This is a genomic window from Myxococcus sp. AB036A, assembly GCF_006547355.1.
GTDB lineage: Bacteria > Myxococcota > Myxococcia > Myxococcales > Myxococcaceae > Myxococcus > Myxococcus virescens.
In genome coordinates this window covers 60,073-82,542 of the sequence record NZ_VHLC01000028.1, presented here as the reverse complement: position 1 = coordinate 82,542, position 22,470 = coordinate 60,073, and the positions used below count along the sequence as shown (strand labels likewise).

Below are 22,470 nucleotides of genomic sequence, written 5' to 3'. Positions count from 1 at the left end.
GAGGCCGTGCGCTGAGGCGGGTGCTTCCGCCCAAGCGCAGTCACTCAGACTCAGCGCCCGCCGCAGAAGTGGGCCACGGCGCGAGCCAGGACGGCCTCGCAGCGCACCAGGTCTTCCACGGGCACGTATTCGCCCGTCTGGTGCGCCACGCGGATGTCGCCGGGGCCGAACACCACCGCCTCCGCGCCCAGCTCCGTCATCTGCGGCGCCTCCGTCCCGAAGGACACCGTCTCCGGCGCGTTGCCGCTGGCCTCCGCGAGGAAGCGCACCACCTCCGCGTCCGCCCGCGTATTCACACCCCGGTCCGTGCGCACCACCCGAATCTGCGCCTCGAAGGCGGGCTCGTCCCGCACCAGCTCCTGGCGGATGGTCTCCAGCAACTGAGACACGCGCTCCGGCGGCTGCCCGGGAATGGGCCGCCACTCCACGACGAAGCGGCAGGCACCGGGGATGACGTTCTTCGCCTTGCCGCCCTGGATGACGCCCACGTTCACGGTGGTGAAGGGCGGCTGGAAGCCCTCGTCGAGGTCCTCGCGCAGCACCGTCAGCGCCAGGTGCTCCAGGCGCTGGAGGAAGCGACCCGCGCGGAAGATGGCCGACGCGCCCGAGTCAGGGTACGCGCTGTGCCCTTCCTTCCCCCGCACCTCCACCTCCGCCAGGCAGTAGCCCTTGTTGGCGCGCACCGGAATGAGGCGCGTGGGCTCGCCGACAATCGCGTGCCGCGCGCGGCCCAGTCCCGCCTCCACCAGCTTCTTCGCGCCCGTCAGACCGACTTCCTCGTCCGCGGTGAGGACCACCATCAGCGGGGCCTTCAACTGCTCGGCGTTCAACGCCGCGTGCAGCGCGCAGGCGATGAAGCCCTTGGTGTCACACGCGCCGCGCGCGTAGAGCCGCCCGTCCTTCTCCGTCAGCCGCAGCGCGTCCGTCCAGGCCGCGTCGTAGGGCACGCAGTCGGAGTGCCCCACCAGGGCCAGCGCGGCGCGGCCGGAGCCGGAACCGCCCTTCACCGCGACGAGGTTCACCTTCTCCACGCCCGCGTCATCCAGGAACTTCTGGCGCTCCGCGCTGAAGCCCGCGGCCTCCAGGCGCGCCTGCGCGTAGTCGATGAGCGGAACGTTGGGGCGGAAGGACGTGGTGTCCATCGCCACCAACTCCGTCAGGGTGGCCCGCAGCGCGGGCAGCGTGTCACTCATGGGTAAGACCTCCAGGGACGGGTCATGCCACGGCACGCCAGCCCCCGGAAGGCCCTTCCCTCCCCCATGTCTACTCAGCGAACGGACGCCACCTGGGGCGCGGCCTCCTCCAACGGAGACAGCGAGTTATCCCCCGCTCCAGGCCGTCCCAGGCCCTTGTGCACCGCCGGCGCCGACGCGCTCACCGGCCCCACGTAGAAGACACCGTGGTAGCCGTCATCGTTCGTTCCGCCCCACGTGTGTAGGAAGAAGCGGTCGCCGTTGTCCCGGCCCTTCGCCTCGCGGATGCCGCAGGCCAGCTGGTCCTTCACGCCCTTGCGGTCCACCGCGCAAATCCACGCCGACCCGCTGTTGTACGCCATGTCCAGCGCCACCACGCTGTCGAGCTCGTCCTTCAGCACCAGCCCCATCGGCCGGAAGGACTTGTCCCACGGCAGCCCCTTCTTCGTGCGCGAGTGGATGTTGCCGGACAGGACGATGTGGAAGCGCCCCGGGCTCGACTCCACCTGGTGCCGGACCGTGGCCGCCATCGCGTCCTCGCGCGCCTGCCCCTGGGCCTTCGGGTGGTCGAAGACGAAGATGTCCACGTCCAGTCCGCGCGAGCGCAGCTGACGCAGTTGGTCCAGCATGTTCGCCACCGCCTCGCTGCTGCGGCCATCCGGATACGGGCTGCGCCAGAACGGCGCCTCCATCAGCTTCAGCCAGTCATCCTCCGTCCCCGCGCTGTCCAGGAAGGTGTCCACCCGCGTCTGGCTCTCCAGCGGCAGCTCCAGCCCCACCGTCACCGGCGTGCCGGCCACCGCCGTCTGGCAGGACGCCTGCGCGATGAAGCGCGGCACTTCCTGCGTGCCGTGCATCTCCCCCAGCAACAGCACCCCACCCGGCTTCACCTGCTTGCCCAGGCCCAGAATCGGCAGGCCGCATTCGAAGTCCATGGCCGCCGCGCTTCCCTCCGCGTCAGGCGCCATCGCCACCTTCACCGGCTTGGGCGCGTTCTCCTCCTTCATCAGCTTGGGAGAGATGGAGCGGAACACCCGCCACTCCATGACCAGGTCCCGCGAGCCCTGCCCCGACTCCGCGTAGAAGGAGTTCTCCCCCACCGGCGCATCCAGCCGATCCTCCCAATCCTCCACGGAGAGGCCCGGGGCCGAGGAGGCACCGCCCCCCTGGTCACCGATGATGCGCGCCACACCCCAGTCCAGCTCACGGCCCGCCGGGGCCAGCGCCTTGTTGCGGCTCTTGGTGATGCGGATGATCCACAGCTTGCTCTGGGTGGGGGACTCGCGCTTGCCCATCACCATGTAGCGGTGGAAGAAGCCGGACACCTTCGAGCCACCGAACTCCTGGCGCCACTCCGTCTCCAGCACCATGCTGCCCCGGTCTTCGCGGAAGGGCAGGTTGGCCTCCGTGAAGTACTTGCGCACCTCCGGCCACATCTCCTCCACCGGCCGCTCGTAGATGGCCTCCCCATCCGGGATGAAGAGGTCGCTATAGGTGCCAGCCTGATGGGCACAGCCCGTCATCAGGCCCGCCAACACAACCGCCGCGAAGACCACCGAGCGCATTCGTCCCGTCTCCTCGTAGAGCCCCAGCGGGAGCGTAAACGAGGACCGGGCCCCGGCATATCGGCCCAGCAGGGCGGCTCAGGCGGGGGCTTCGGAGCCTTCCTCGGCGATGGCGCGTGCCCGCTCCCAGGGGCGTGTCCGGACGGCGTCGCGAATCCACATCACGTGGCGCCGCTCGTCCTCCCGGTGCTTTTCGATCAGCGCACGGACCTCGGGGCGCCAGTCGAAGCGCAGGGCGACGTCATAGGCGCGGTTGGAGAACTCCTCGTTGCCAAGCATGGCCACCAGCGCGGCCTCGGTGCCCATCATGCTGGACATCGCCGTCAGGCCCACCATCGCCGTTCCCTTGAGGTCCAGGCGCAGCTCCAGCGGCGTCCCGCCCGCCTCGTGGATGAGAGCGTTCAGGTCCTGTACGTGCCGGACGTGGTCGATTCGGAATCCGTTGAGCCGCTCGCGGACCAACGGTTCCGGAATCCGGGCCAGGGCCGCGTCGTAGGCACCCACGGCATCCGCGTCGAGCTGGGCCAGGCTGCGCAGCCGGGCCACTTCCGATTTGTCGGCCATGTCGAACTCCTGCGCTAAGGGGCTCGGGCAATGTGAGAAGGCTGTTCCCGCAAACCAACCCACCTCCTGGACGCGCTGACTGCCCGCCCCTGGGGCAGGCGGACAGCCAGGGCCCAGGTCTTCAGGCATGCACGGCGTCAGAGGGCGCGCGCGGCTGGGTGGCGTGCTTCCTCCGCGCGGCCCGGCGGTGCTTGAGGACAATCACGGCCCCCAGCACCGCGCTCAACAGCATCAGCGCGTTTGTCACCACGAAGACCCAGTTGCCGACCTTCCAACTGTAGAGCGTGAACCCCACGGAGGCCGTCATCTGCCCCACGAAGAGCCACTTGGACACACCCTCGCTCGAGCCTGACTTCCACTGCTTGTGGACCTGGACAGTGATGGTCAACAGCAGGACGAATGAACTGAACCAACCCAGGGCTTCGGCCCCCATGCACCCTCCTGGCCACAGACGATGTGCATGCGCCCTGCCGAGTGCAGCACGCCCGTCACCCCACCGGACCGCCCACCGCGCTCAGCCTGTCCGCGCCGCCGCCTCGCGGTGTTGCGCAATCCATGCCCGCGCCTCTTCGGCCGAATCCACGTAGGCCGTGTCGAGCCGCATCCCGCCGCTCAGCATCGCGCCCACCATGAGGCTCTTGGTGGTGGCCTTCTGCTCCATCGCCGCGCCGATGTAGACGACGCCCAGGAACCAGCCCGCCTGCGCGTGGTCCACCAGGTAGCGGCGCGACTCCGCACTGAGGTGCGAGTCCGTGATGTCCGCGGCCAGGTAGAAGCGCTGCGCGTCCGCCATCTCCCGGTACACGCCACATGACCAGACCGATGTCTCCAGGGTGATGGCGCCCCGGAAGCGCGCCCAGAGGATGTCCGGCGCTTCGAACCACGCATGCTGCTCGCCGTGACGCCACTCCCGGTTCAGGCTCATGGGCCTCCCACGCTGAGACAGGCGCCAGGATAGCCCCGGCCCCAGCGTGGACCCAACAGCCTCCCGGTGCGTACCGTCAGAAGCCGAGCGGCAACACGAAGGCCGTGCCGTTCTGCGTCCCCGTCCGGTAGCTGCGCGGCGCGCCGATGACGAGCATGGGCGGCGAGCTGCCGCTGCCCGGCATCATCGACATCGCCTGCCCCAGCGCCGAGCGCTCCGAGCCATCTCCCACCACCATGAGGAACGGTGAAAGCGCGCCCTGCTGGCCAACCCCGCCAGCATAGAGAAACACCGCGCCACCGCCGTCGGACGCCTCGGAGGCGCCCGGCGCGCTCACCAGCAGGTCGGGGATGTTGTCGCCCGTGAGGTCCGTGCCGCCCACCAGCCGCGCGCCGAAGTTCACCGCGCGGTGGCGGTGGACCAGGACAACGGGGTTGAGACCGTCACCCAGCGCGCCCACCACCAGCGGCGCGCCCGCGGACTGGAGCGCCTGCATCCGGTTCACCAGCACCGCCTTGTCGAAGAGCAGCACCACCGGCTGCGTCACGCCGTTGAAGGGCACGCTGGTGGCGCTGATGGCCACGAAGTCGCGCGTGTCGCCCAGGAACCGGCCCGCGCGCGTCATGCTCAAGCCCAAGCCCATGTTGGTGAGCTGCACCTCGCTGTCACCGGCGATGCGCCACACGGTGGCCGTCCGGCGCCCGCCGCAGCGCGAACCGCTCGCGTCGAAGCCCAGCAGGATGGCCACGCCCGACCGCGAGCCCTCCGCGTAGCGCCAGGCCAGCTCGTCACAGCCGTCACCGTTGAGGTCGCCCAGCGACACCGGCGCGAACGTTTGAATGTCCATGGACGGCATCGTGTAGACGGGCTCACACATCATGCTCAGCTTCGCCAGCGATGCGTCCTCGGGCGCGCGGCCCAGGAACACCTCCATGCCGTCGTTGCGCAGCAGGCCCACGTCCTGGCGGCCATCGCCGTTCAAATCAAACCCGCCCACCACGCCGCGCCCGATGCCGGTGCGCCGGCAGAGGGCCTCTGGCTCCAACGTGCAGTCCGCGATGACGTTCGGCGCGAACAGCCGGTACGCCGGCTTGAAGCTGCCATCCGGCTGTCCCAGCGACACCAGGGCGCCGCCCACCGACTGGGAGCCACTGGTGACACACGCGGCGGGCACCGACGTGTACGTGTTGTTGAGCTCGTTGTTGGAGCTCGTGGTGCCCGTGCCCGGCACGTAGAAGTTGGACGCGCCCACCACCAGGTCTGGACGCCCGTCGCCGTTGAAGTCGGAGAAGGCCACGTCCACGCCCACGTTGCGGCCCGCATGGTGCGGCGAGGGCAGGCCCTCCTCCACCACGGTGGCCTGCGCGGGCGCCGACACGTCGTGCACGTAGGCACGGCCAATGGTCAGGGCGTTGCCGTCATTGCTGGTACCGGGGCCGGACCAGCCCGGCGCGCCCGTGAGCACCAGCGGACGGCCCTGCGGGCCCTGAGCAATCGCCACCGCCTCGCCGAAGCGCTCCACGCTCGGCTTCGCCGGCACCCGGACGCTGGTGCGCGTCCACTCCGTCACCGACGCGCCTTGACGGTGGTACAGCTCCACGCTGCCAGTGAAGGCCCCCTGAGCCGAAGAGGACCGGCCCGCGAAGGCCACCAGCGACGGGTTCCCCGCGGGGCCCCAGGTCGCCAGCCCCGAGCCCAGCGTGTCCGACACCGCCGTCCCGTTGATGACCATCAGCGGCCGGTTGAGGATGCTGCCCTGCGAGAGCGTGGCCAGGGGATAGACGAGAATCTTGCCGCTCCAGCGCAGCGTGCCGCTCCCCACCCCCGAAGGCGCGGACGCGTACGGCGCGCCCAGGAGCAGCTCCAGGCCCGGCTCACCGTCGACGTCCATCACCGCCCAGCTCCGGCCCGCGTTGATGCCGCTGGCCTCGCCGTAGATGCGGGCGAAGGCCGCCTCGCGCGTCACCTGGGGCGGCCGGTTGGCGGGCTCGCCGGTGGCGGAGTAGCCCGTCAAGTCGAACAGCAGCGCACCGCCCGAATCACTGCCGGACTGCAGTCCTCCGCTCGAGCGCAGGTCCGGCGAGTCCGCCCGGTCCGCCACCGCCAGCAGCAGCGGAGGCCGCGTGCCCTCGGCGGGGATGACGCCCAGCCGCCACGTGCCCTCGTTGCTGTCCGCCGTGTTGGCCGGCAGCACGTACACGTCCGGCGAGGCCCGGAAGCGCGCGCCTTGCGCACGGGCCAGGAAGACGGAGATGGCCATCTGCGCGCCCGACACCGCTCCGGACGTGTTGTACCGGGACACCCGGCTCAGCGCCGCCAGGTCCACCAGGCCGTCCCCGTTGAGGTCGCCCGTCACCAGCGCGCGGCCCAGCTCGGTGCTGCTGCGCGACACCAGGGCGCCATCCTGCGTCAAATCCCAGCCGCCCAGCCGCACCGTGGGAAGGTCCGGCACCGGCGAGCTCCGCGTCGACGCGTAGATGTCCACCGTGCCGCGGTTGCGGATGGCGTTGGTGGGGGCCAGGTCGCCCAGCGGCGAGCCCACCACCACGTCCAGGTCGCCATCGCCCTCGAAGTCCGCGATGGCCATGCCCGAGCCGAACGCCGCGTTGCGGAGCAGGCCGGTGAGCTGCTGGCGCAGCGGCGCCGGCGCCCCGCTTCGGAAGGTGTAGAGGTACACCGCGCCGGCGTTGGTGACGGCCACGTCCGCGCCCGGCGAGGACACCAGCAGCTCCGCGCGCCCGTCCCCATCCAGGTCGCCCGCGGCCAGCGCGTCACCGAACTGCGCCGTCTCCGTGGTGCCGGTGAGCACCCACGTGGGCTCCGTCGGCAGGCCGCCGCTGCCCCCCTTGAAGATGAACACGGCGCCGCCCGACGGCTCGTTCAGGTCGCTCTCGCGCTGCCCCACTGCCAGGTCCAGGTGGCCGTCACCGTCGAAGTCCGCCGTCACCAGGGTGGCCGCGTCGGACAGACGGCCATGCGGCAGTCCCGGCCGCGTCAGCTCGTCCAGCACGCGCACCGACACCCTCGCCGTGTCCCCGGTGAAGGGGTCCACCGCGTTGAGCACCGCCACACCGGTAGCGCCGGGCTCGATGGTCAGCCGGCCGCCCGCCAGCGTCCCGGGGCCGGACTCCTTCGTCCAGTTCACCCGGTCACTGCCACCGCGCGTGGCCAGCGGCACGGACGAACCCGAGGGCACGGCGAGGAAGGCCGGCGCTCCGGTCAGCCGGGCATTTGTGCGGACCTCGTACTGGAGCACCGCCTCGTCTCCCGACTGGGTGTCGCGCACGGTGATGACGTCCAGGCCCTCACGCGTGCCGGCCGTGTAGAGGCCACCAGGCGACAGCGTGGCGCCGGAGCCGTCGGCCGACAGCAGGTACATGGCCGAGCCCAGCACGCCGTCCGTCTCCACCTGGAAGGAGGTGCCCGGCCGCAGCTCCGCGCGCACGGGCGCGACGTTGAACGTCGCCGCCACGCTGACCTGCGTGGTGGCGCTCACGCCCGGGCAGCGCGCGTCTTCCACCAGCAGCGTGTCCGTGCCCGGCGTGCGCCCCGCCAGGAAGCGGCTGCCCACCAGCTCACCCGAGGAGCCTCCCGGCTCCAGCAGGTAGGTGTAATGACCGCTGCCGCCGGTGGCCACCAGGGCCACGGGGCTCGACACACGCACGCGCGCGGGGTGCGCGGAGAGCGTCAGCGCGGCCAGACCCGTGCACTGGTCCGTCTGGTGAGGCTGCGCCACGCGCGCGGGCGCAGGCTCATCCGAGCAGGCCGCGGCAAGGAGCGCGAGGAGGGGGGCCGCGCGGGTCAGTCGGGACATGTCAGGTACCTCGAGGGAGACTGCGCGTTGCTTCAGGGCCTGGCGCCAGAGGAGGCCCAGCGCTGGATGCGGGAGATGAGCTCGGGGTCCATGGGACCGTCGGCGGGCATCCGCTGGTCTCTCACGGCTTCGGTGATGATGGGCGCGTTGGCCCGCCACAGCTCATAGCTGTCGAGCGAGCGCGCCGCGCTGGAGCTGTTGTGGCAGTTGCGGCACCGCGCCTCGTGGATGGGGCGGATGTCCTTGTCCCAGCTCAGCGGCCCCGACGCCACGGGCGCATAGTCGAACGGCACCGAGCGCTGCGCCTCCGAACCATCCGCGTAGCGCGCCACCACGGACAGGACGTAGCGGCCGGCCTCCAGCGACGCGAAGGAGTAGGCGCGGTGCGTCCCGTCGGCCTCCAGGCCGCCCAGGCTGTAGTCCGGCCCCTCCGTGGGAATCTCCGAGTTGCCCAGCTTGTAGACGACGCTCTCGGGCGCCCCGCCCGGCGGCATCACCGCGCGCACTACCAGGCCGTCATTCACCAACTGCATGCCCTGGTAGAGTCCCCGGAGGCGCGGCACCAGCACGTGGCTCAGCGCGACGGACACCCCGCCCTGCTGCACCCAGACGCTGCCGCTCTCGTCCGCGGCGAGGAAATGGAAGTCCCCGGCGCTGGCGTCCCTGGCCGCGCGCCAGACGTTCGCGTCCGCGTCGTACTGGAGCAGCGAGCCGCCCGTCTTCACCCACAGGAAGCGGCCCGAACCCATCAACCGCTGCGGCGTCTCCGGCAGCTCCACGCGGCGCCAGCCGTCCTTGCCCCGGCGCAGCAGGGACTGGTTGGTGAGCGCCCACAGCTCACCGGCGGTCCCCACCGCGGGCCCGATGCCCGCCAGGGCCTGCAGCGACTCACCTTCCGCCAGGGGCGCGCTCGTGGTGTGCACCCGGTAGTGGGCGGTGCTGAGGGCCACCGCGACGCTCAGCCCGCCTTCGTGCAGGAACCACACGCCTGGCAGGTTCTCCGGCGAGGGCGCCGCCGCCAGCGCGGTGATGGCCTTCACCGACGCGCCGTCCACCTTCAGCTCCGCCAGCGTGCCCTCCTGCAGGCGGAACAGGCCGCGCGTGTGCGCCAGCCACACCGCGCCGTCCGCGGACTGCGCAGTGGCGAGGACGCCCTGCCCCAGCGCGTCCCGCCAGGGCGGTGCGATGAGCCACCCCGACTCCGCCATGAAGAGCCCGGTCTGCGTCTCCACCAGGGCGCTGTGAGGCCCCAGCCGGAAGACGCCGAGGACGCCGCCCGCCGCCGCCTCATTGTCCGGGTGTGGCTCCAGCGCCCCGTACGCGCCGTCCAGCCGCAGCCGGACGAGCTCGCGCGAGGCGGTGGCGAAGACACCCCCGCCCGCCTGGTCCGCGAAGCCGGAAACGGGTGCCAGGGCCGTGACGGCTGGGACCTGGACCGGCTGGAAGGGCGTCGGCTCGGGCTTGTCGAGCGGAAGCGAACGGTCCTCCCCGCATGCCCCCAGGACCACGAGCGAGAACAGGGAGAGGACGGCGGAGGCGGAAGCCCTCGGATGGATGCGCATGCGAAATGGACGGCTCAGGCGAGAATGGGACGCAGCGGTTCGACGCGGGTGATGCTGTAGTCCAGCCCCGCGGACGCCAGCACCGTGGCGATGACGTGCTCGGGGAGGATGTTCTCGCCGTTCGGGTCCGACGCGCCGTTTCGCAGGTCGAAGGTGCCCGGCGCCATGCCGATGTCACCGCTGCGGCCGAACACGAAGTTGTGCTTGATGCCGGCCCCCATCAGCAGCGCGGAGTTGCTCAGGTGGTGGTCACGGCCACCGGAGCTGTTGATGAGCGGCGTGCGGGAGAATTCGGAGAACACCATGATGGTGGTGTGGTCCATGAACTTGCCACCCGCGGGATGGTCGCTCTCACGCAGGTCCTTCACCAGCATGGCCAGGGCGTCGAAGCCGCGCCGCTGGTTGTTGGCCTGCGTGAGCTGGCTGCCGAAGTGGGTGTCCAGGCCGCCCGTGAGGTTGATGGTGACGCACTGGGCGATGCCCTTCTTCAGCGCGGTCGCCACCGTGGCGGCGCGGCCGCGCTCGCCATTCACGTCGGTGGCGCTGGTCAGGTTGTACTTCGTGCGGATGGCCGCCATCTCCGCGCTGTGTGGCTGGTTGGGCCCAACGAGGAAGTCGAACGACTTGTCCAGTCCCTGGGACTGGATGAGCCGCATCTGCTCCTGGCTGTTGGAGTAGGTGGTGCCCACCCCACGCGCGCCATAGGCCGCCTGCTCGCAGTTGACGGGCTGGCCGCGGAAGTCGAGCAGTTGCTTCTCGAGTTCGCTGTCCAGCGCGTCCGCGCTGCCCTTCAGCGTCAGAATCAGGTCGTCCCGGCGGCTGACGCGCAGCGCGTTGGCATAGCCGCCGTACCGGTCGTTGTATGACTCCACGTTGTAGGAGATGGAGGCAATGGGCACGCGCGGCTTCATCTGCCCCACGATTTCCGTCGCCGTGGAGGAGCCACGCGCCGCGCTGCCGATGGGCATCTTCCCGGTGAGGAAGTAGCGGTAGCCCACCTCGTGGCCCAGCGTGTTCATGTTGATGCCGCGCACCACGGTCATCAAGTCGTAGTGCCTGGCCAGTTCGGTGCCCACCGCGGGCCCGAAGTCGATGTTCGACCGGCCCACGCCCGGAAGCTCGGCGGGGATGAGCGGCCGGGACTCGAAGCGGGCGTCGTTGATCTGGTCGTAGCCCGGGAGGATTTTCGTCTCCGAGGCACGGTCCGCGGTGAACTCGGTCGGGTCCCTCGGGTCGAAGGCCAGCAGTTGGTCCCATCCACCGTTGAAGTAGACGAACACGAAGCAGCGGTCCGCCGGCGCCATCTCCGCCGCCTGGGCGAAGGCGCGGAAGGGCAGCCCCCCCAGCAGGGTGGAGCCCATGAAGCCAGCGGTGGCCTTGAGGAAGGTACGGCGCCCGTGGGCACAGCCCTGGGAGCAATTCTCGTCGTGGCGGTTCTTCTTCATCGCGGTCACTCCGAGCTTCAGTAGGTGATGAAGCGCGGGTCCGTCAGCATGGCGATACACACCACGGCCAACGTCTCATGGCGCTTGGAAGAGGAGAGGGTCTGCACCCGGCTCGCGGCCTGGGTGAAGAAGGACGCCCACTTCGTGAGCTCTTCGCCCGACAGCGGCGAACCCCAGAAGCGGGTGGACATGTAGACGAGCTGCGCGCGCACCTCCGCGTCGGTCAGCTTCGTCAGGTCATCCCACTTCTCCGGCAGCAGGCGGCCCATGGTGCGGGCCGACGCGTCCGTCATGCGCATCTCCGCGGACGCCTGGCTGATGCACACCTTGCGCGCGCCGTCCTCCAGGAACTTGGCGAACACCAGGTTGGGCTCGATGTTCTCGCTCACCACCAGGGCGTAGTCCGCGCGCCCCATGGACGTGGCGCGCGAGTCCAGCTCGCTCCAGCGCTGCCCCACCGCCCCGACGATGGCGGCGTCCAGCTGGGCCACGGTGAGCCGGCGCGGGGCGCGGCCCACGCTGCCGTCCTGCTCCTCGGGGTCCGGCAGGGGCGTGAAGTCCCCGGGCTGATGCGGGTTGGCGATGGGCTCGATGACGCCGTCCGCGGACTGCGTGTCATCCTTCGTGCAACCGGAGGCCAGCGCGAGCAGCGCGGCGGTCAAGACGAGGCGGCGCATCAGTCAATCCTCCGGTAGGCGTCGGACGTCACCACGCGCTCGATGAGCGCCTTGAGGCGGTGGCCGTTGCGCGCGAAGTCCTGTGCGAAGGGCACCAGGTACATGCGCTGCTCCTCCGCCGTCATCGGGCGGCCGAGGAACTCGGTCCAGATGCGCCGCACCGTGCAGCGCTCCAGGTCACCCGACTGGAGCATCTTCTGCACCAGCAGCGTGGGACCAGCCTCGATGTTCTGCTCTTCGTCCGCCGTGCGGTACAGGTACGTCTTGAGCATGCCCAGGCTGCTGGCACCATCACCGTCGTAGGCCTGCATGATGTACTGGCTGCACTCGCCACCGCAGTTGGTGTCGTTGTTGAGGGCGCAGTCGCGGCACTTCGGGTCGTAGCGAGGGAACTGGTCGGGCGCGAGGAACTGCGCGGAGCGCTCCGCATAGCGCCCCCAGTGCGCGCCGGCGGGCTCCATGGTGGCGTGGCAGTAGTTGCAGCCGCAGCGCACCGCCAGGTTGTTCTCGCGGTTGCACGCGTCCTCCGGCGCGGGCGACGAGGCCCCCGGCGGCGGCGCGAACGTCTTGCAGAGGAAGGCTTCGTAGAAGTGGCTCACCCGCGCGCGGTGCGTGGGGAAGCGGTAGAGGAAGGACGGCGTGGTGAGCACGCCCGCGTGCCCCTCGTCACGCGTGTACTCCGCCCAAGCCTCCGTGTCGTTGTAGGCCACCACCGGCACGGCGCCCTGCGCGGTGGGCGTCGTCACGTTGAAGACGCCCACACCCTGCTGGTTGCGGAAGTACTCGGACAAGGTGCCATTCATGAACGAGCGGCGCGTGGTGAGGATGTTGAAGTAGGGCTCGTCGCGCTGCACCACCGACTCGGCGATGCGCAGCGGCTCCTCGTTGAAGGCGGCCACGCGCAAGCTGTGCACGTCCCGGATGTCCTGCGCGGTGATGGCGGGCGTCTCGCAGCGGCGCATGCCCACGCCGCAGCCGCAGCTTCGGTCAGTGGAGAAGCGGGACGTCTCACAGGACGCCATGTTCCAGGGGTTGTGGGTGCGCTCCTGCGCGTCGATGGCGCACACCTTGACGCTCTCCGGCGTCTTGTCGGTGGCCCAGTAGGGCGCGGCCTTGTTCACGAAGCCCTCGCGCAGGATGCAGCCGCGCTGAACCCCGTAGTTGCCCTTGAGTCCGTTGCGCAGCTCCAGGTCCAGCGTGCAGCGCTTCAGCTCGGTGAGCGATGGCTTGGAGTCCGGGTTCGGGTGCTTGAACGCCTTGATTTTGGCGCCATCCATCTCCTTTACCGTCAGCGCCCGGGTCGTGGTCTTCGTCGGGTCCGGCTCGCAGATGAAGGCCCCCGCGCTGCTGCCCGAGCCGCGCTGGTCGCAGAAGTAGAGGTACTCGTGCTTCGGGTGGCTGGTGCTCAGCAGGTCCGAGCACTTCGCCGTGCCATCCGGCGTGGTCGGCGCGAGCGGCGTACACGCGTAGTAGTTCGTATCGTAGTCGTAGCTGACGGCCAGGGGCACGCCCTCGTCGTCGTGGCACTTCGTCCGGGGACGCTCGGTGAGCGGCGCCGCGTGCGCGTCTGGCTGCTCCGCCGTGAGGCACTGGTCCTGCGCGATGTCTGAGTTACAGGTCGCGCCATTCGCGCCGCGCAGCGTCGTGGCGGGATTGCCGGCCACGCCATAAGCGGTGGCAATGCCGTTGCCCGTCACCCGCGAGTTCTGGTTGTTGTTGAGGCTTCCGGAGAGGTTCGAGCGCAGCAACGCGCGGTGGTAGTTGCGGATGCGCGCGTTGAACTCGTCCTTCGTCATCATCGCGCGGATGTCTTCCACTCCGATGGAGCCCTTGGCCTGGGCGGCCTGGTACTCCTCGTAGGTGGGGGGACGGCCGAGCAAGTCCAGCGACAACTGCCGGAGATGCCGTTCCAGGGGCACCTTCGCGACAACTGGTGAACAGACAGCCTCCTCTTGAGCGGAGGCTGGCAGGGCCAGAAGCAAGGCGGCACCAGCCAGGCAGGCAAGGTAGCGCACACGGAGCACGGGGGACCTCCGGAAGAGGGGGTCGGGGGGACCGTTCTCAGTATGCAGGAATTACAGTTTCAGTATCCAGTAGTACCCAGTGGAATATTTCATCCCACATGCATTCCCTAGTAGTGTCAGCCAGTTAGCAAGGGTTGCAACGAAGCCCGCCGCGCGAGACATAGGGCCCATGTCGAACGCCGCCCCTGCCGCGCTGCCGCCCCGGGTGAGTGACCGGGCCTTCTTCATCTTCACCGCCGTGGTGTCCGCGCTGGCATTGGCGTTCATCGGGTGGATTCTGCTGGTGCGCGGCGGCGGCCCGGTGGAGGGGGTGAACCTGCGCTTCCTCCCAGCGGTGAACGCGGGGCTCAACGCCACGGCCGCGGCGCTGCTCATCGGCGGGTGGGTGGCGATCAAACGAGGCGCGCGGCAGGTCCACCAGTACCTGATGGTCTCCGCCTTCACCGCGTCCGCGCTCTTCCTGGTCTGCTACCTGTCCTACCACTTCGTGCATGGCGATACGCGTTACGTGGGGGACTGGCGCGGGCTGTACCTGTGCATCCTGGCCAGCCACGTGCTGCTGTCCATGCCCGTGGTTCCCATGGCGCTGGTGGCCTTCTACTTCACGTGGCGCAAGGACTTCGTGCGGCACCGCAAGGTGACGCGGTGGCTGGCGCCCATCTGGGTCTACGTGTCGGCGACGGGCGTCGTCGTGTACTTCATGCTGCGTGGCAGCGCGCCCGCCGTCCTGTGACGCGCTGAAGCAGGGCGACGACGAAGCAGTCAGGTGGAGGGGCGGGCTCCCGAACGCACCGACTCAGGTCGATGTCAGGCGGAGACGGGGGCAGGTGCCTGTTCCTGGCGCAGCCAGTCAGCGAAGGCGTCGAAGGTGACCTGCGCGCCCGTCACCACGCGGGCATCAAAGGTGGCTTCCGTCGCGGCGATGGAGGCGTGGTTGACGGCGTCACCGAAGGCACGCCACCGGGGCCCGACCTCATCTCCGTACGCGCGGAAGAAGGAGAAGTCGCCCAGGGACACGCCGTCGAAGTGGCGGCGCAGGTGCCGGAGGATGAGCTGGCCGCCCAGTGTGGAGCCTTCCAGCACGTAGAGGCAGCCCAGGGCCTCGGGCACGCCCGCCAGTGAGGGCAGCTCCGCGCAGTGTGGCAACCGTCCGAGCGAGGCGTCGTCATGGCCAAGCGCGCGCAGGTCCTCCTTCAGGAGAGGCACCTTCCAACGCGCGTGGACGGACAAGCCAGGAACCGCTTCAAGGCCCAGCCTGGCGAGCCGGGCCTCCAGCGGAACGTAGAAGCCGTGAAGCGCTTCCAGGTGACGTCGGTACGCCGTGGGCGTCAGGTCCGCATCCATCAAACGCACCTGGGCCTCGGTGCGCTCGTGGTGCGGGCGCGTCTCACTCTTCAGTCGCTGCATCAAGGACAAGGTGCTTGCACGATGCCGCTGTCACTGCCCGGTGGGAATTGAGAACTGTGGCCAAGTGTCCACCGCCCTACCCCTCGGTCGCTCTGGACACGGGCTCTCGAGCCTTCGTCAGTGACAGAAGCCGCTGGCCATGCACGTCCGTCCCAGCCCACACGTCAGGCCAGAGGTGCGGCAGTTGGGCTGGCACGCTCCCGAACCCGTGCCGTCGCTGTAGCAGACGTACCCGGGGCGGCAGTCCCCCTGCCCCGTTCCCACCTGCCGCGTGCAGGTCGCCAGACATGCCTTGAGGCCCGAGGAGGAATCCACGATGTAGCACCGCGAACCCGCCGGACACGCGGAGTTGGTGCAATCCATGGAGCAGTACCCTCCCGGATAGTCCGTCACGCACACGCCCCCGGGACAGTCCAGGCTGGAACCGCACGCACTGCCCACCACCAGCGCCGGGTCATCATCGATGGGCGCCAGGGGAATCAGGTCGAAGCTCACGTTCTCGATGCGGTCACCCGCCTCCAGCTCCAGCGGCTCGAAGGAGTCCACGTTGCGCCAGTAGCCGGTGCGCTCGCCGTCCTCGAAGAAGTTGCCATCCTGGTCGTCGTCGATGGTGGCCAACGCGAAGTACGTCCGCGGCGCCAGGGAGATGCTGTACGCGTAGCCCGCCGAGGCGCGCGCGATGGCGATGGCCTCCTCCGAGGCCTGCCACTCCCCTCCCGCGTCCTGCCATACGAACGCAATCAGGGCGTCCAGGTCATTGGTTGCGCCCGCCACACCAATCTTCACCGCCACCGTCGCCGAGCCCGCCGTTCCCGAGCCCACCAGGTCCAGCGTCACCACGGTGTCCCCTCCGGCCAGCCCAGATGCATCCACCGCCACACTCAGCGGGGCCGAGCCGAAGGCGGGCACCCGCACCGTGTTGCCCTGCGGGAATGACACCGCCGAGGCATTGGGCCCTCTGACGCTGGCCGTCACCATCAAATCGCCGCCCCGGTTGCCGCCCACGTTGCTGAGAATGAGCTGCTGCGTGCCGCTGCCCCGGAAGAACAGTGTGGACGTCGTCACGTTGAGCTGAGGGTCCAACGTACCCGGATCCACGTTGGCAACACGGGCCAGCGCCGCGCGCGCGTTGACGAGCCCCGCGCCGCAACCTTCCGGGCACTGCGCGTTGGTGAGCGGCGTGGCGGTCTCCTTCAAGATGCGCTCCGCCAGCGCGGCCGTCAGGTCCGGCCGCGACGCCGCCATCAGCGCCACCACGCCCGCGACGTGAGGCGCCGCCATGCTGGTGCCCTGCGAGAAGGCATAGGCAGGCTGCCCGTTCTCATCCAGCACCGTGGACAACACGCCGTCCGGATAGCCGTCACCGTTCAGGTCCTCGCGCATCTCTCCGCCAGACGCCACCAAGTCCACGTCCACGCCGAAGTTGGAGAAGCTGCTGCGCTGCCCCGCCAGACTGGTGGAGCCCACGCAAATGACGTTCTGCTGGTTGCACGGCGTGCTGTTGCGCGCATCCACATCTTCGTTGCCCGCGGCGACGACGATGATGGCCCCGCGCCCCAAGGCTTCATCGATGGCGCCCTGGTACAGCGCCTGCGGCGGCGCGCTGCCACCCAGGCTCATGTTCACCACCTTCGCGGGATTCGGATTGGGCGGCACGCCCGGCACGGTGCCACCCGTGGCCCAGGTGATGGCCGCGGCGATGTCGAAGCTGCTCCCGCCCTTCTTCCCCAGCACCCGCACTGGAAGCAAACTGGCGTTCCAGGCCACGCCCGCGACGCCCACCTGGTTGTTCGTATCCGCGGAGATGGTGCCCGCCACATGCGAGCCGTGCCACGACGAGCCGCCGCTGGGTGTGTCCCCGCCTTCGTCCCGCGGGTTGCTGTCCCGGCCGTCGCCGTCACCCGCGTTCTGCGGGTCCGAAATCATGTCGTAACCCGGCAACACATGCGTCAGGTCCGGGTGCGGAACGATGCCGCTGTCGATGACGGCCACCACTACGTCCGTTGCGTCCGGCACCAGGTCCCACGCGGCCGGCAGGTTGAGCGTGGGGTAGTGCCACTGAAGGCTGTAACCCCGGTCATTCGGCGCCGCCGTCGCCCGCATCCGCTCGTTGCGCACCGCGTACGTCACGCCCGGCACCTGGGCGAGCTGCGCCGCCCACTCCTGCGTCTTCGCGGCCGTCACCGCCTTGCCGTCCAGCGGCTCATAGCCCACCAGGTGCACGTACTCACTGGCGTAGCCCTTGTGCACCGCGCGGAAGCCCGGGCGCTGCACCGCCGCCAGCACGCGCTCCGGTGTCAGGCCCGCTTCCTCGAAGCGGAGGATGACGTCCCCGGGAATCGTGGGGTCCTCGCGAGAGGCCCGCTCGAGCGGCGCGGCGCCCAGCGGCGACGGGACAATGGGAAGCCCCGGCACGGCCTTCGGCGCCACCCGCGGCTCGCGCGAGCGCCCCGCGTGCATCCCCCTCAGCGTCTCCTTCAGCTTCTCCAGCTCACCCGCGCGAAACGGCGAGCGCACCGTCTGGGAGGCACCGTCGCCAGCGGACCGTTCACTGCTCCGGAAAGGCGTCAGCGTCCCCTGGATGCGCCCGGTCCTGGAGGACGGCTCCCCCGGGTCTTCGTCGTCGCCTGAACAGGAGGTGGCGGAGAGCAGCAACAGTCCCATCAACAGCAGGCGACGCATTCGGGCGACCCCTCGGAAGAAACGGAAGGGGCGGCACCCTAGCATCCACTGCCCGACGGGGCCTCACCACTCAGCTCGCCATCGCCTCGCCGCCGTCTTCCGTGTCCTCTCCAACGTTGCCGTCGGCCGCATCGTCCAGTGCGCCGACATCTCGCGGCACGCCGTCCACGTACGTCACCACGTTGCCCGGCATCGCCGGCACCCGCGGCCCGGGCGTCACCACGCCCGTGAGGTTGAGCGGGTCCACACCGGACAACTGCACCCGCACACCGGACGGAGGCTGACGGCGCACCGAGCGCGCCATGTCCACCGCCTCCGGAAGTGCGAACTGTTCGCCCACGAAGCCCGACACGAAGCGGCCACCGCGAACCTCACCGCGCGCTTCCATGCGGCGGTACACGAAGAGCAGCTCGCGCCACGTGGGCGCCAGCGCCTCGCGCATCACCAGGTCGCGCCAGACGATGCCGTAGCGTTGGAGGAAGAGGCGCGCCAGCGAGTCCAGCACATCGTCTTGCGACTTCGGCTCCGCGGGTGTCAGCAGGCTCCAGCGGCCAGGGCCACCGCGTTGGAGCAGCTTCTGCCGCTTGCGGTGCGCCGGGCTCTGGAGCACGCGCAGGTTCTGCACCGCGTCCGCCGTCACAAGCCCGCGCGCCACCAACTCCCACAACGCGTCCTCGATTTCGGCGGGCAGCCTGCGCGCGCGCGACACCAGGTCCTGGAAGAAGCAGGCGCCGCGCCGCTCCAGCACCGCCACCACGTCCTTGGCGGGCGCGCTCAAGTCCGGCGGCGTCCACACGTCCCCGTCCGCCAGCACCGCGTGAGGACGTGCCGCGGTGAGCATCCACTCCAGGTCCTCGCGAAGGGTGAAGGTCAACGACGCGTTGCGCGTGGGCGACGCCCGCGAGCGCGTGGGCGCGGGCTCCGGCGGCGTCACCGACGCGCCCCGGCGAGGCCCCGGTGTGGGCTTCGCCTCCTTCGTCGTCAGCCGCCCCCAGGCCACCTCACCCGCGTAGCAGGCCCGCTCCAGCAGGTCCGGCGTGTAGCCCCGCATGCGCGCGGGCAGCAGGAAGCGCTCCCACGCGGAGGCCGGTGCCTCATAGCCCTGGAGCAACCGCACCGCCTTGAACAGGCCGGTGGAGCCGCGCAGCGCGTCCAGCTCTTCCATGTGGTGCCATCGGAAGAGGAAGCGCATGAAGTCCTGCGCGCTCAGCGGCTCGATTTCCTTGCGCAGCCGCCCCACCGTCAACCGGTGGATGCGCTGGAGCAGGCGCCGGTCACACCACTCCAGCGGCGGGCTGGCCCCATCCGCCAGGGGGACCTCCAGCGGACGGAAACGGCCGCGCAGCACGTTGCCCTGGGCCTCCAGTTGGTGCATGGCCGCGTTGACGGAGTCCTCGTCCAACACGATGAGCCGGGCCAGCTCCGCCACCGTGGTGGGCCCCAGCATCTCCATGCGTCCGCGCACCACCTGGAGCACGGCGGCGTCCCGCTCCACGGGCCGGTCATGCGCCAGCACCGGCAGCGTCGGCTGCATGGGCGCGTCCGGGAAGAGCACCCGCAGCGCGCTGCCCCGCTCCGCCGACACCAGGAAGCGGCCCGCGGGCAGGTCCATCCACGCCACCCGGCCCTGCTCGAACAGGGGCGTCGCCATGCCGCGCGGCACCTCCGCGGCGGGCAGCAGAATCAGCTGCAACAGCGCGTCGTGCAGCTCGTCCTCGTCGCGCATGGGCGGGGCGGCGTCCGACACCACCGTGGCAATCGCCGTCGCGTCCAGCGCGCCGAAGGCCGTCACGTCCTCGGCGGGCATGGCGCGGCGCAGGGCCACGTTGCGCACGCGGCGCTCCTCGGCGGGCGCGTCATCCAGGAAGGTGTAGGGCTGGCTGTGAATCATCGCGTGCGCGAAGAGGCTGGGCTCCGGCACGTCGCGCGCCAGCAAGCGGATGCGGCCATCACGCATGCCGCGCAGCACCTCGCGCAGGCCGTCCACGTCCATGGCCTCGCGCAGACAGTCATCCATGGTCTGCTTCACCAGCGGATGGTCCGGCAACTCCAGGTCGCCACCACCGTGGTTGTCCTGGCAGCCCACCTGCTCCGGGAACACCGACGCCAGCAGGTCCTCGCTGCGGGCGCGCTGGAGGTTGGGCGCCACGCGCTTGCCCCCCATCATCCGGTGCAGCGCGAGCGACCGCGTGGCCACCCACCGGAAGCGCGTGCCGAAAATCGGCGCCTGGAGCACCGCCTGCACCAGCACCTCCTCCACATGGTCCGGGTGGAGGAAGTCGAAAATCTCCGCCAGCGGGAAGGAGTGCTGCTCGCCCAGCGACAGGAGGATGCCGTCCTCCGTCGCCGCCGCCTGGAGCTCGAAGTCGAACGAGCGGCAGAAGCGCTTGCGCAGCGCCAGGCCCCACGCGCGGTTGATGCGGCTGCCGAAGGGCGCGTGGATGATGAGCTGCATGCCGCCCGCTTCGTCGAAGAAGCGCTCGGCCACCACGGTGGTGTGGCTGGGCACCGCGTCGAGCATCTTCTGCCCCGTGCGCAGATAGCCCATCAGCGCGTCCACCGCGGGCGGCGGCATGCGCAGCTCCTTCTGGAGGAACGCCGGCGCATCCTCGCGCTGCGTGAGTTCCTCGCGCAGGCGGCCCACCTGGAGCGACAGCTCGTCCGTGCGGCCCGGCGCCTCGCCTCGCCAGAAGGGCACGTTGGGCGGCGCGCCGCGCGCGTCCTCCACCTGCACCGTGCTGCCCGACACGCGCTGGATGCGCCACGCGGTGCTGCCCAGCAGGAAGATGTCCCCGGGCGAGGACTCCACCGCGAAGTCCTCGTCCAGCGTGCCCACCACCTTGCCCTCGGGCTCGGCGGTGACGTTGAAGGTGAAGGTGTCCGGGATGGCGCCGCCATTGGTGAGCGCCGTGATGCGCACGCCGCGCCGGCCCTTGAGGCGCTGATTCACCCGGTCTCTGTGGAGGTGGATGCCCGCGCGGCCCCGGCGCGCCGCCACGCCTTCGGACAGCAGCTCCAGCACGCCCTGGTACTCCTCCCAGGTGAGGTTCCGGTACGAGTACGCGCGCTGGAAGAGGCTGAAGAGCGCGCGTTCGTCCCACTCCTCGCAGGCGCACGCGGCGACAATCTGCTGCGCCAGCACATCCAGCGGCTTCTCCGGAATCCGCACCGCGTCCAGGTCTCCCTCGCGCACGGCGTTGAGGAGCGCGGTGCACTCCATCAACTCGTCCCGCGTCATCGCGAAGAGGATGCCCTTGGAGATGCCGGCCTTGTGGTGGCCCGCGCGGCCCACGCGCTGGAGCAGCACGGAGATGGCGCGCGTGCTGCCCAGCTGCACGACAAGGTCCACGTTGCCCACGTCGATGCCCAGCTCCAGCGACGCGGTGGCCACCATGGCCCGCAGCTGCCCGGACTTCAGCTTCTCCTCCGCGGCCAGACGGATTTCGCGCGACATGCTGCCGTGGTGCGCCGCCACGGTGCCTTTGCCCAGGCGCTCACCGAGGTCGTGCGCCACGCGCTCCGCCATCTTCCGCGTGTTGACGAAGACGAGCGTCGTGCGGTGCGTCCCCGTCAGCTCCACCAGCCGGTCGTAGACCTGCCCCCACATCTCGTGGCTGGCCAGCGACGACAGCTCCGCGTCTGGAATCTCCAGCGTCAAATCCCACGGGCGCAGGTGGCCCACCTCCACCCGCTTGCACTCCCGGTGGGAGGCGCCGGTGAGGAACCCGGCGATGGCGTCCAGCGGCTTCTGCGTCGCCGACAGGCCGATGAGCTGGGGCCGCGCGTCCGTGAGCGCCTTGAGCCGCTCCAGCGACAGCGCGAAGTGGCTGCCCCGCTTGTCGCGCGCCAGGGCGTGGATTTCGTCCACGATGACGGTACGCACCGCGCGCAGCGTGGCGCGGGCCTTTTCCGCCGTGAGGTAGAGGTAGAAGGACTCCGGCGTGGTGATGAGGATGTGCGGCGGGCGGCGCACCATCTGCGCGCGCTCCGATGCCGGGGTATCCCCGCTGCGCACCTGGACGCGCAGCTCCTGCGGACGGAAGCCCTCCGCGCGGGCCCGGGCGAGCAGCTCCTCCAGCGGCTGGAGCAGGTTCTTCTGCACGTCGTTGCCCAGCGCCTTGAGCGGCGACACGTAGAGCACCTGCGTGCAGTCCGGCAGCGTGCCTTCCAGTGCCAGCCGGAAGAGCGCGTCCAGCGCGGCGAGGAACGCCGTCAGTGTCTTGCCACTGCCGGTGGGCGCGGCGATGAGCACGTCCTGGCCCGCCTGGATGAGCGGCCAGCCCTCCACCTGGGGACGGCTGGGCTCGCCCAGCCGCTCCGCGAACCAGCGGCGCACCACCGGATGGAACGGTGCCAGCGCCGGATGCGCCGCGTACTCCGTGGCGAAGTCGAGGCTGATTTGCGGGGACATGGGCACCTCCACGGCTAGCCTGAACACAGGTACAGCCCGGCGTCAACGCGACAGAACGTCGTGAGTAGGCCCCCACTGAGGGTGCTCCCCTCACCAGGCGGGGGCCCGGCGGGACGCCAGCCTTGCGTGCGGGCATGACGCTGACGCGTCACGGGAGCAGCGTGACGCGTCATCCACCACCCGGCACAAGCCACCGCACAC

14 protein-coding genes are annotated in these 22,470 nt (G+C 70.1%); 1 reads left to right on the top strand and 13 read right to left on the bottom strand.

Going from position 1 to position 22,470, the window contains the following annotated elements; all coding sequences use genetic code 11:
- Positions 1 to 50: 50 nt before the first annotated feature.
- From argE to FL344_RS14330, 10 genes are all read right to left on the bottom strand, one after another.
- Complete coding sequence (argE, locus tag FL344_RS14375) at positions 51 to 1,193, bottom strand: acetylornithine deacetylase (RefSeq protein ID WP_011551133.1); 1,143 nt, start codon at positions 1,191 to 1,193, stop codon at positions 51 to 53.
- Between the two features lie 74 nt (positions 1,194 to 1,267).
- Positions 1,268 to 2,758 carry a hypothetical protein gene (locus tag FL344_RS14370; protein WP_141618933.1) on the bottom strand — a complete coding sequence of 497 codons (1,491 nt, stop codon included), beginning with the start codon at positions 2,756 to 2,758 and terminating at the stop codon, positions 1,268 to 1,270.
- Between the two features lie 78 nt (positions 2,759 to 2,836).
- Positions 2,837 to 3,322, bottom strand: coding sequence for a ferritin-like domain-containing protein (locus FL344_RS14365; RefSeq protein WP_090485163.1), 486 nt, complete (start codon positions 3,320 to 3,322; stop codon positions 2,837 to 2,839).
- Between the two features lie 121 nt (positions 3,323 to 3,443).
- Positions 3,444 to 3,755, bottom strand: coding sequence for a hypothetical protein (locus FL344_RS14360; RefSeq protein WP_141588242.1), 312 nt, complete (start codon positions 3,753 to 3,755; stop codon positions 3,444 to 3,446).
- Positions 3,756 to 3,836: 81 nt separating this feature from the next.
- Positions 3,837 to 4,247 (bottom strand): hypothetical protein, encoded by a 411-nt coding sequence (locus FL344_RS14355; RefSeq protein WP_141618932.1) that lies wholly within the window; start codon positions 4,245 to 4,247, stop codon positions 3,837 to 3,839.
- Between the two features lie 76 nt (positions 4,248 to 4,323).
- On the bottom strand, positions 4,324 to 8,061 hold the full coding sequence (locus FL344_RS14350) for an FG-GAP-like repeat-containing protein (protein ID WP_141618931.1): 3,738 nt from the start codon (positions 8,059 to 8,061) through the stop codon (positions 4,324 to 4,326).
- Between the two features lie 32 nt (positions 8,062 to 8,093).
- On the bottom strand, positions 8,094 to 9,623 hold the full coding sequence (locus FL344_RS14345) for a hypothetical protein (RefSeq protein WP_141618930.1): 1,530 nt from the start codon (positions 9,621 to 9,623) through the stop codon (positions 8,094 to 8,096).
- Between the two features lie 14 nt (positions 9,624 to 9,637).
- A complete protein-coding gene (locus tag FL344_RS14340; protein WP_141588246.1) occupies positions 9,638 to 11,068 on the bottom strand; it encodes a DUF1501 domain-containing protein in 1,431 nt (476 codons plus the stop codon).
- A gap of 17 nt (positions 11,069 to 11,085) precedes the next feature.
- Positions 11,086 to 11,745 (bottom strand): hypothetical protein, encoded by a 660-nt coding sequence (locus FL344_RS14335; protein ID WP_141588247.1) that lies wholly within the window; start codon positions 11,743 to 11,745, stop codon positions 11,086 to 11,088.
- Entirely contained in the window at positions 11,745 to 13,769 is a 2,025-nt protein-coding gene (locus FL344_RS14330) for a DUF1585 domain-containing protein (RefSeq protein ID WP_141618929.1), read from the bottom strand. Before FL344_RS14330 ends, FL344_RS14335 begins: the two co-directional genes overlap by 1 nt.
- A gap of 169 nt (positions 13,770 to 13,938) precedes the next feature.
- On the opposite strand from FL344_RS14330, the gene FL344_RS14325 reads away from it, so the two are divergent.
- Positions 13,939 to 14,502, top strand: a complete 564-nt coding sequence (locus FL344_RS14325) for a DUF420 domain-containing protein (RefSeq protein WP_011551121.1) — start codon at positions 13,939 to 13,941, stop codon at positions 14,500 to 14,502.
- Between the two features lie 74 nt (positions 14,503 to 14,576).
- Here the strand turns inward: FL344_RS14325 and FL344_RS14320 are convergent, their stop codons facing one another.
- The 3 genes from FL344_RS14320 to FL344_RS14310 all read right to left on the bottom strand — a co-directional run bounded on the left by FL344_RS14320 (position 14,577) and on the right by FL344_RS14310 (position 22,269).
- On the bottom strand, positions 14,577 to 15,176 hold the full coding sequence (locus tag FL344_RS14320) for a biliverdin-producing heme oxygenase (RefSeq protein ID WP_141618928.1): 600 nt from the start codon (positions 15,174 to 15,176) through the stop codon (positions 14,577 to 14,579).
- Positions 15,177 to 15,293: 117 nt separating this feature from the next.
- On the bottom strand, positions 15,294 to 17,858 hold the full coding sequence (locus FL344_RS14315; RefSeq protein WP_228565040.1) for a S8 family serine peptidase: 2,565 nt from the start codon (positions 17,856 to 17,858) through the stop codon (positions 15,294 to 15,296).
- Between the two features lie 70 nt (positions 17,859 to 17,928).
- The gene (locus tag FL344_RS14310; protein ID WP_194863109.1) at positions 17,929 to 22,269 is read right to left on the bottom strand and encodes a DEAD/DEAH box helicase; all 4,341 of its coding nucleotides are present in this window, start codon (positions 22,267 to 22,269) and stop codon (positions 17,929 to 17,931) included.
- Positions 22,270 to 22,470: the final 201 nt, after the last annotated feature.

Coding starts and splice junctions, on each gene's coding strand:
- FL344_RS14310 (WP_194863109.1), bottom strand. CDS start 22,269: ATGTCCCCGCAAATCAGCCTCGACTTCGCCACGGAGTACGCGGCGCAT.
- FL344_RS14335 (WP_141588247.1), bottom strand. CDS start 11,745: ATGCGCCGCCTCGTCTTGACCGCCGCGCTGCTCGCGCTGGCCTCCGGT.
- FL344_RS14320 (WP_141618928.1), bottom strand. CDS start 15,176: ATGCAGCGACTGAAGAGTGAGACGCGCCCGCACCACGAGCGCACCGAG.
- FL344_RS14365 (WP_090485163.1), bottom strand. CDS start 3,322: ATGGCCGACAAATCGGAAGTGGCCCGGCTGCGCAGCCTGGCCCAGCTC.
- argE (WP_011551133.1), bottom strand. CDS start 1,193: ATGAGTGACACGCTGCCCGCGCTGCGGGCCACCCTGACGGAGTTGGTG.
- FL344_RS14325 (WP_011551121.1), top strand. CDS start 13,939: ATGTCGAACGCCGCCCCTGCCGCGCTGCCGCCCCGGGTGAGTGACCGG.
- FL344_RS14350 (WP_141618931.1), bottom strand. CDS start 8,061: ATGTCCCGACTGACCCGCGCGGCCCCCCTCCTCGCGCTCCTTGCCGCG.
- FL344_RS14340 (WP_141588246.1), bottom strand. CDS start 11,068: ATGAAGAAGAACCGCCACGACGAGAATTGCTCCCAGGGCTGTGCCCAC.
- FL344_RS14370 (WP_141618933.1), bottom strand. CDS start 2,758: ATGCGCTCGGTGGTCTTCGCGGCGGTTGTGTTGGCGGGCCTGATGACG.
- FL344_RS14315 (WP_228565040.1), bottom strand. CDS start 17,858: ATGCGTCGCCTGCTGTTGATGGGACTGTTGCTGCTCTCCGCCACCTCC.
- FL344_RS14355 (WP_141618932.1), bottom strand. CDS start 4,247: ATGAGCCTGAACCGGGAGTGGCGTCACGGCGAGCAGCATGCGTGGTTC.
- FL344_RS14360 (WP_141588242.1), bottom strand. CDS start 3,755: ATGGGGGCCGAAGCCCTGGGTTGGTTCAGTTCATTCGTCCTGCTGTTG.
- FL344_RS14345 (WP_141618930.1), bottom strand. CDS start 9,623: ATGCGCATCCATCCGAGGGCTTCCGCCTCCGCCGTCCTCTCCCTGTTC.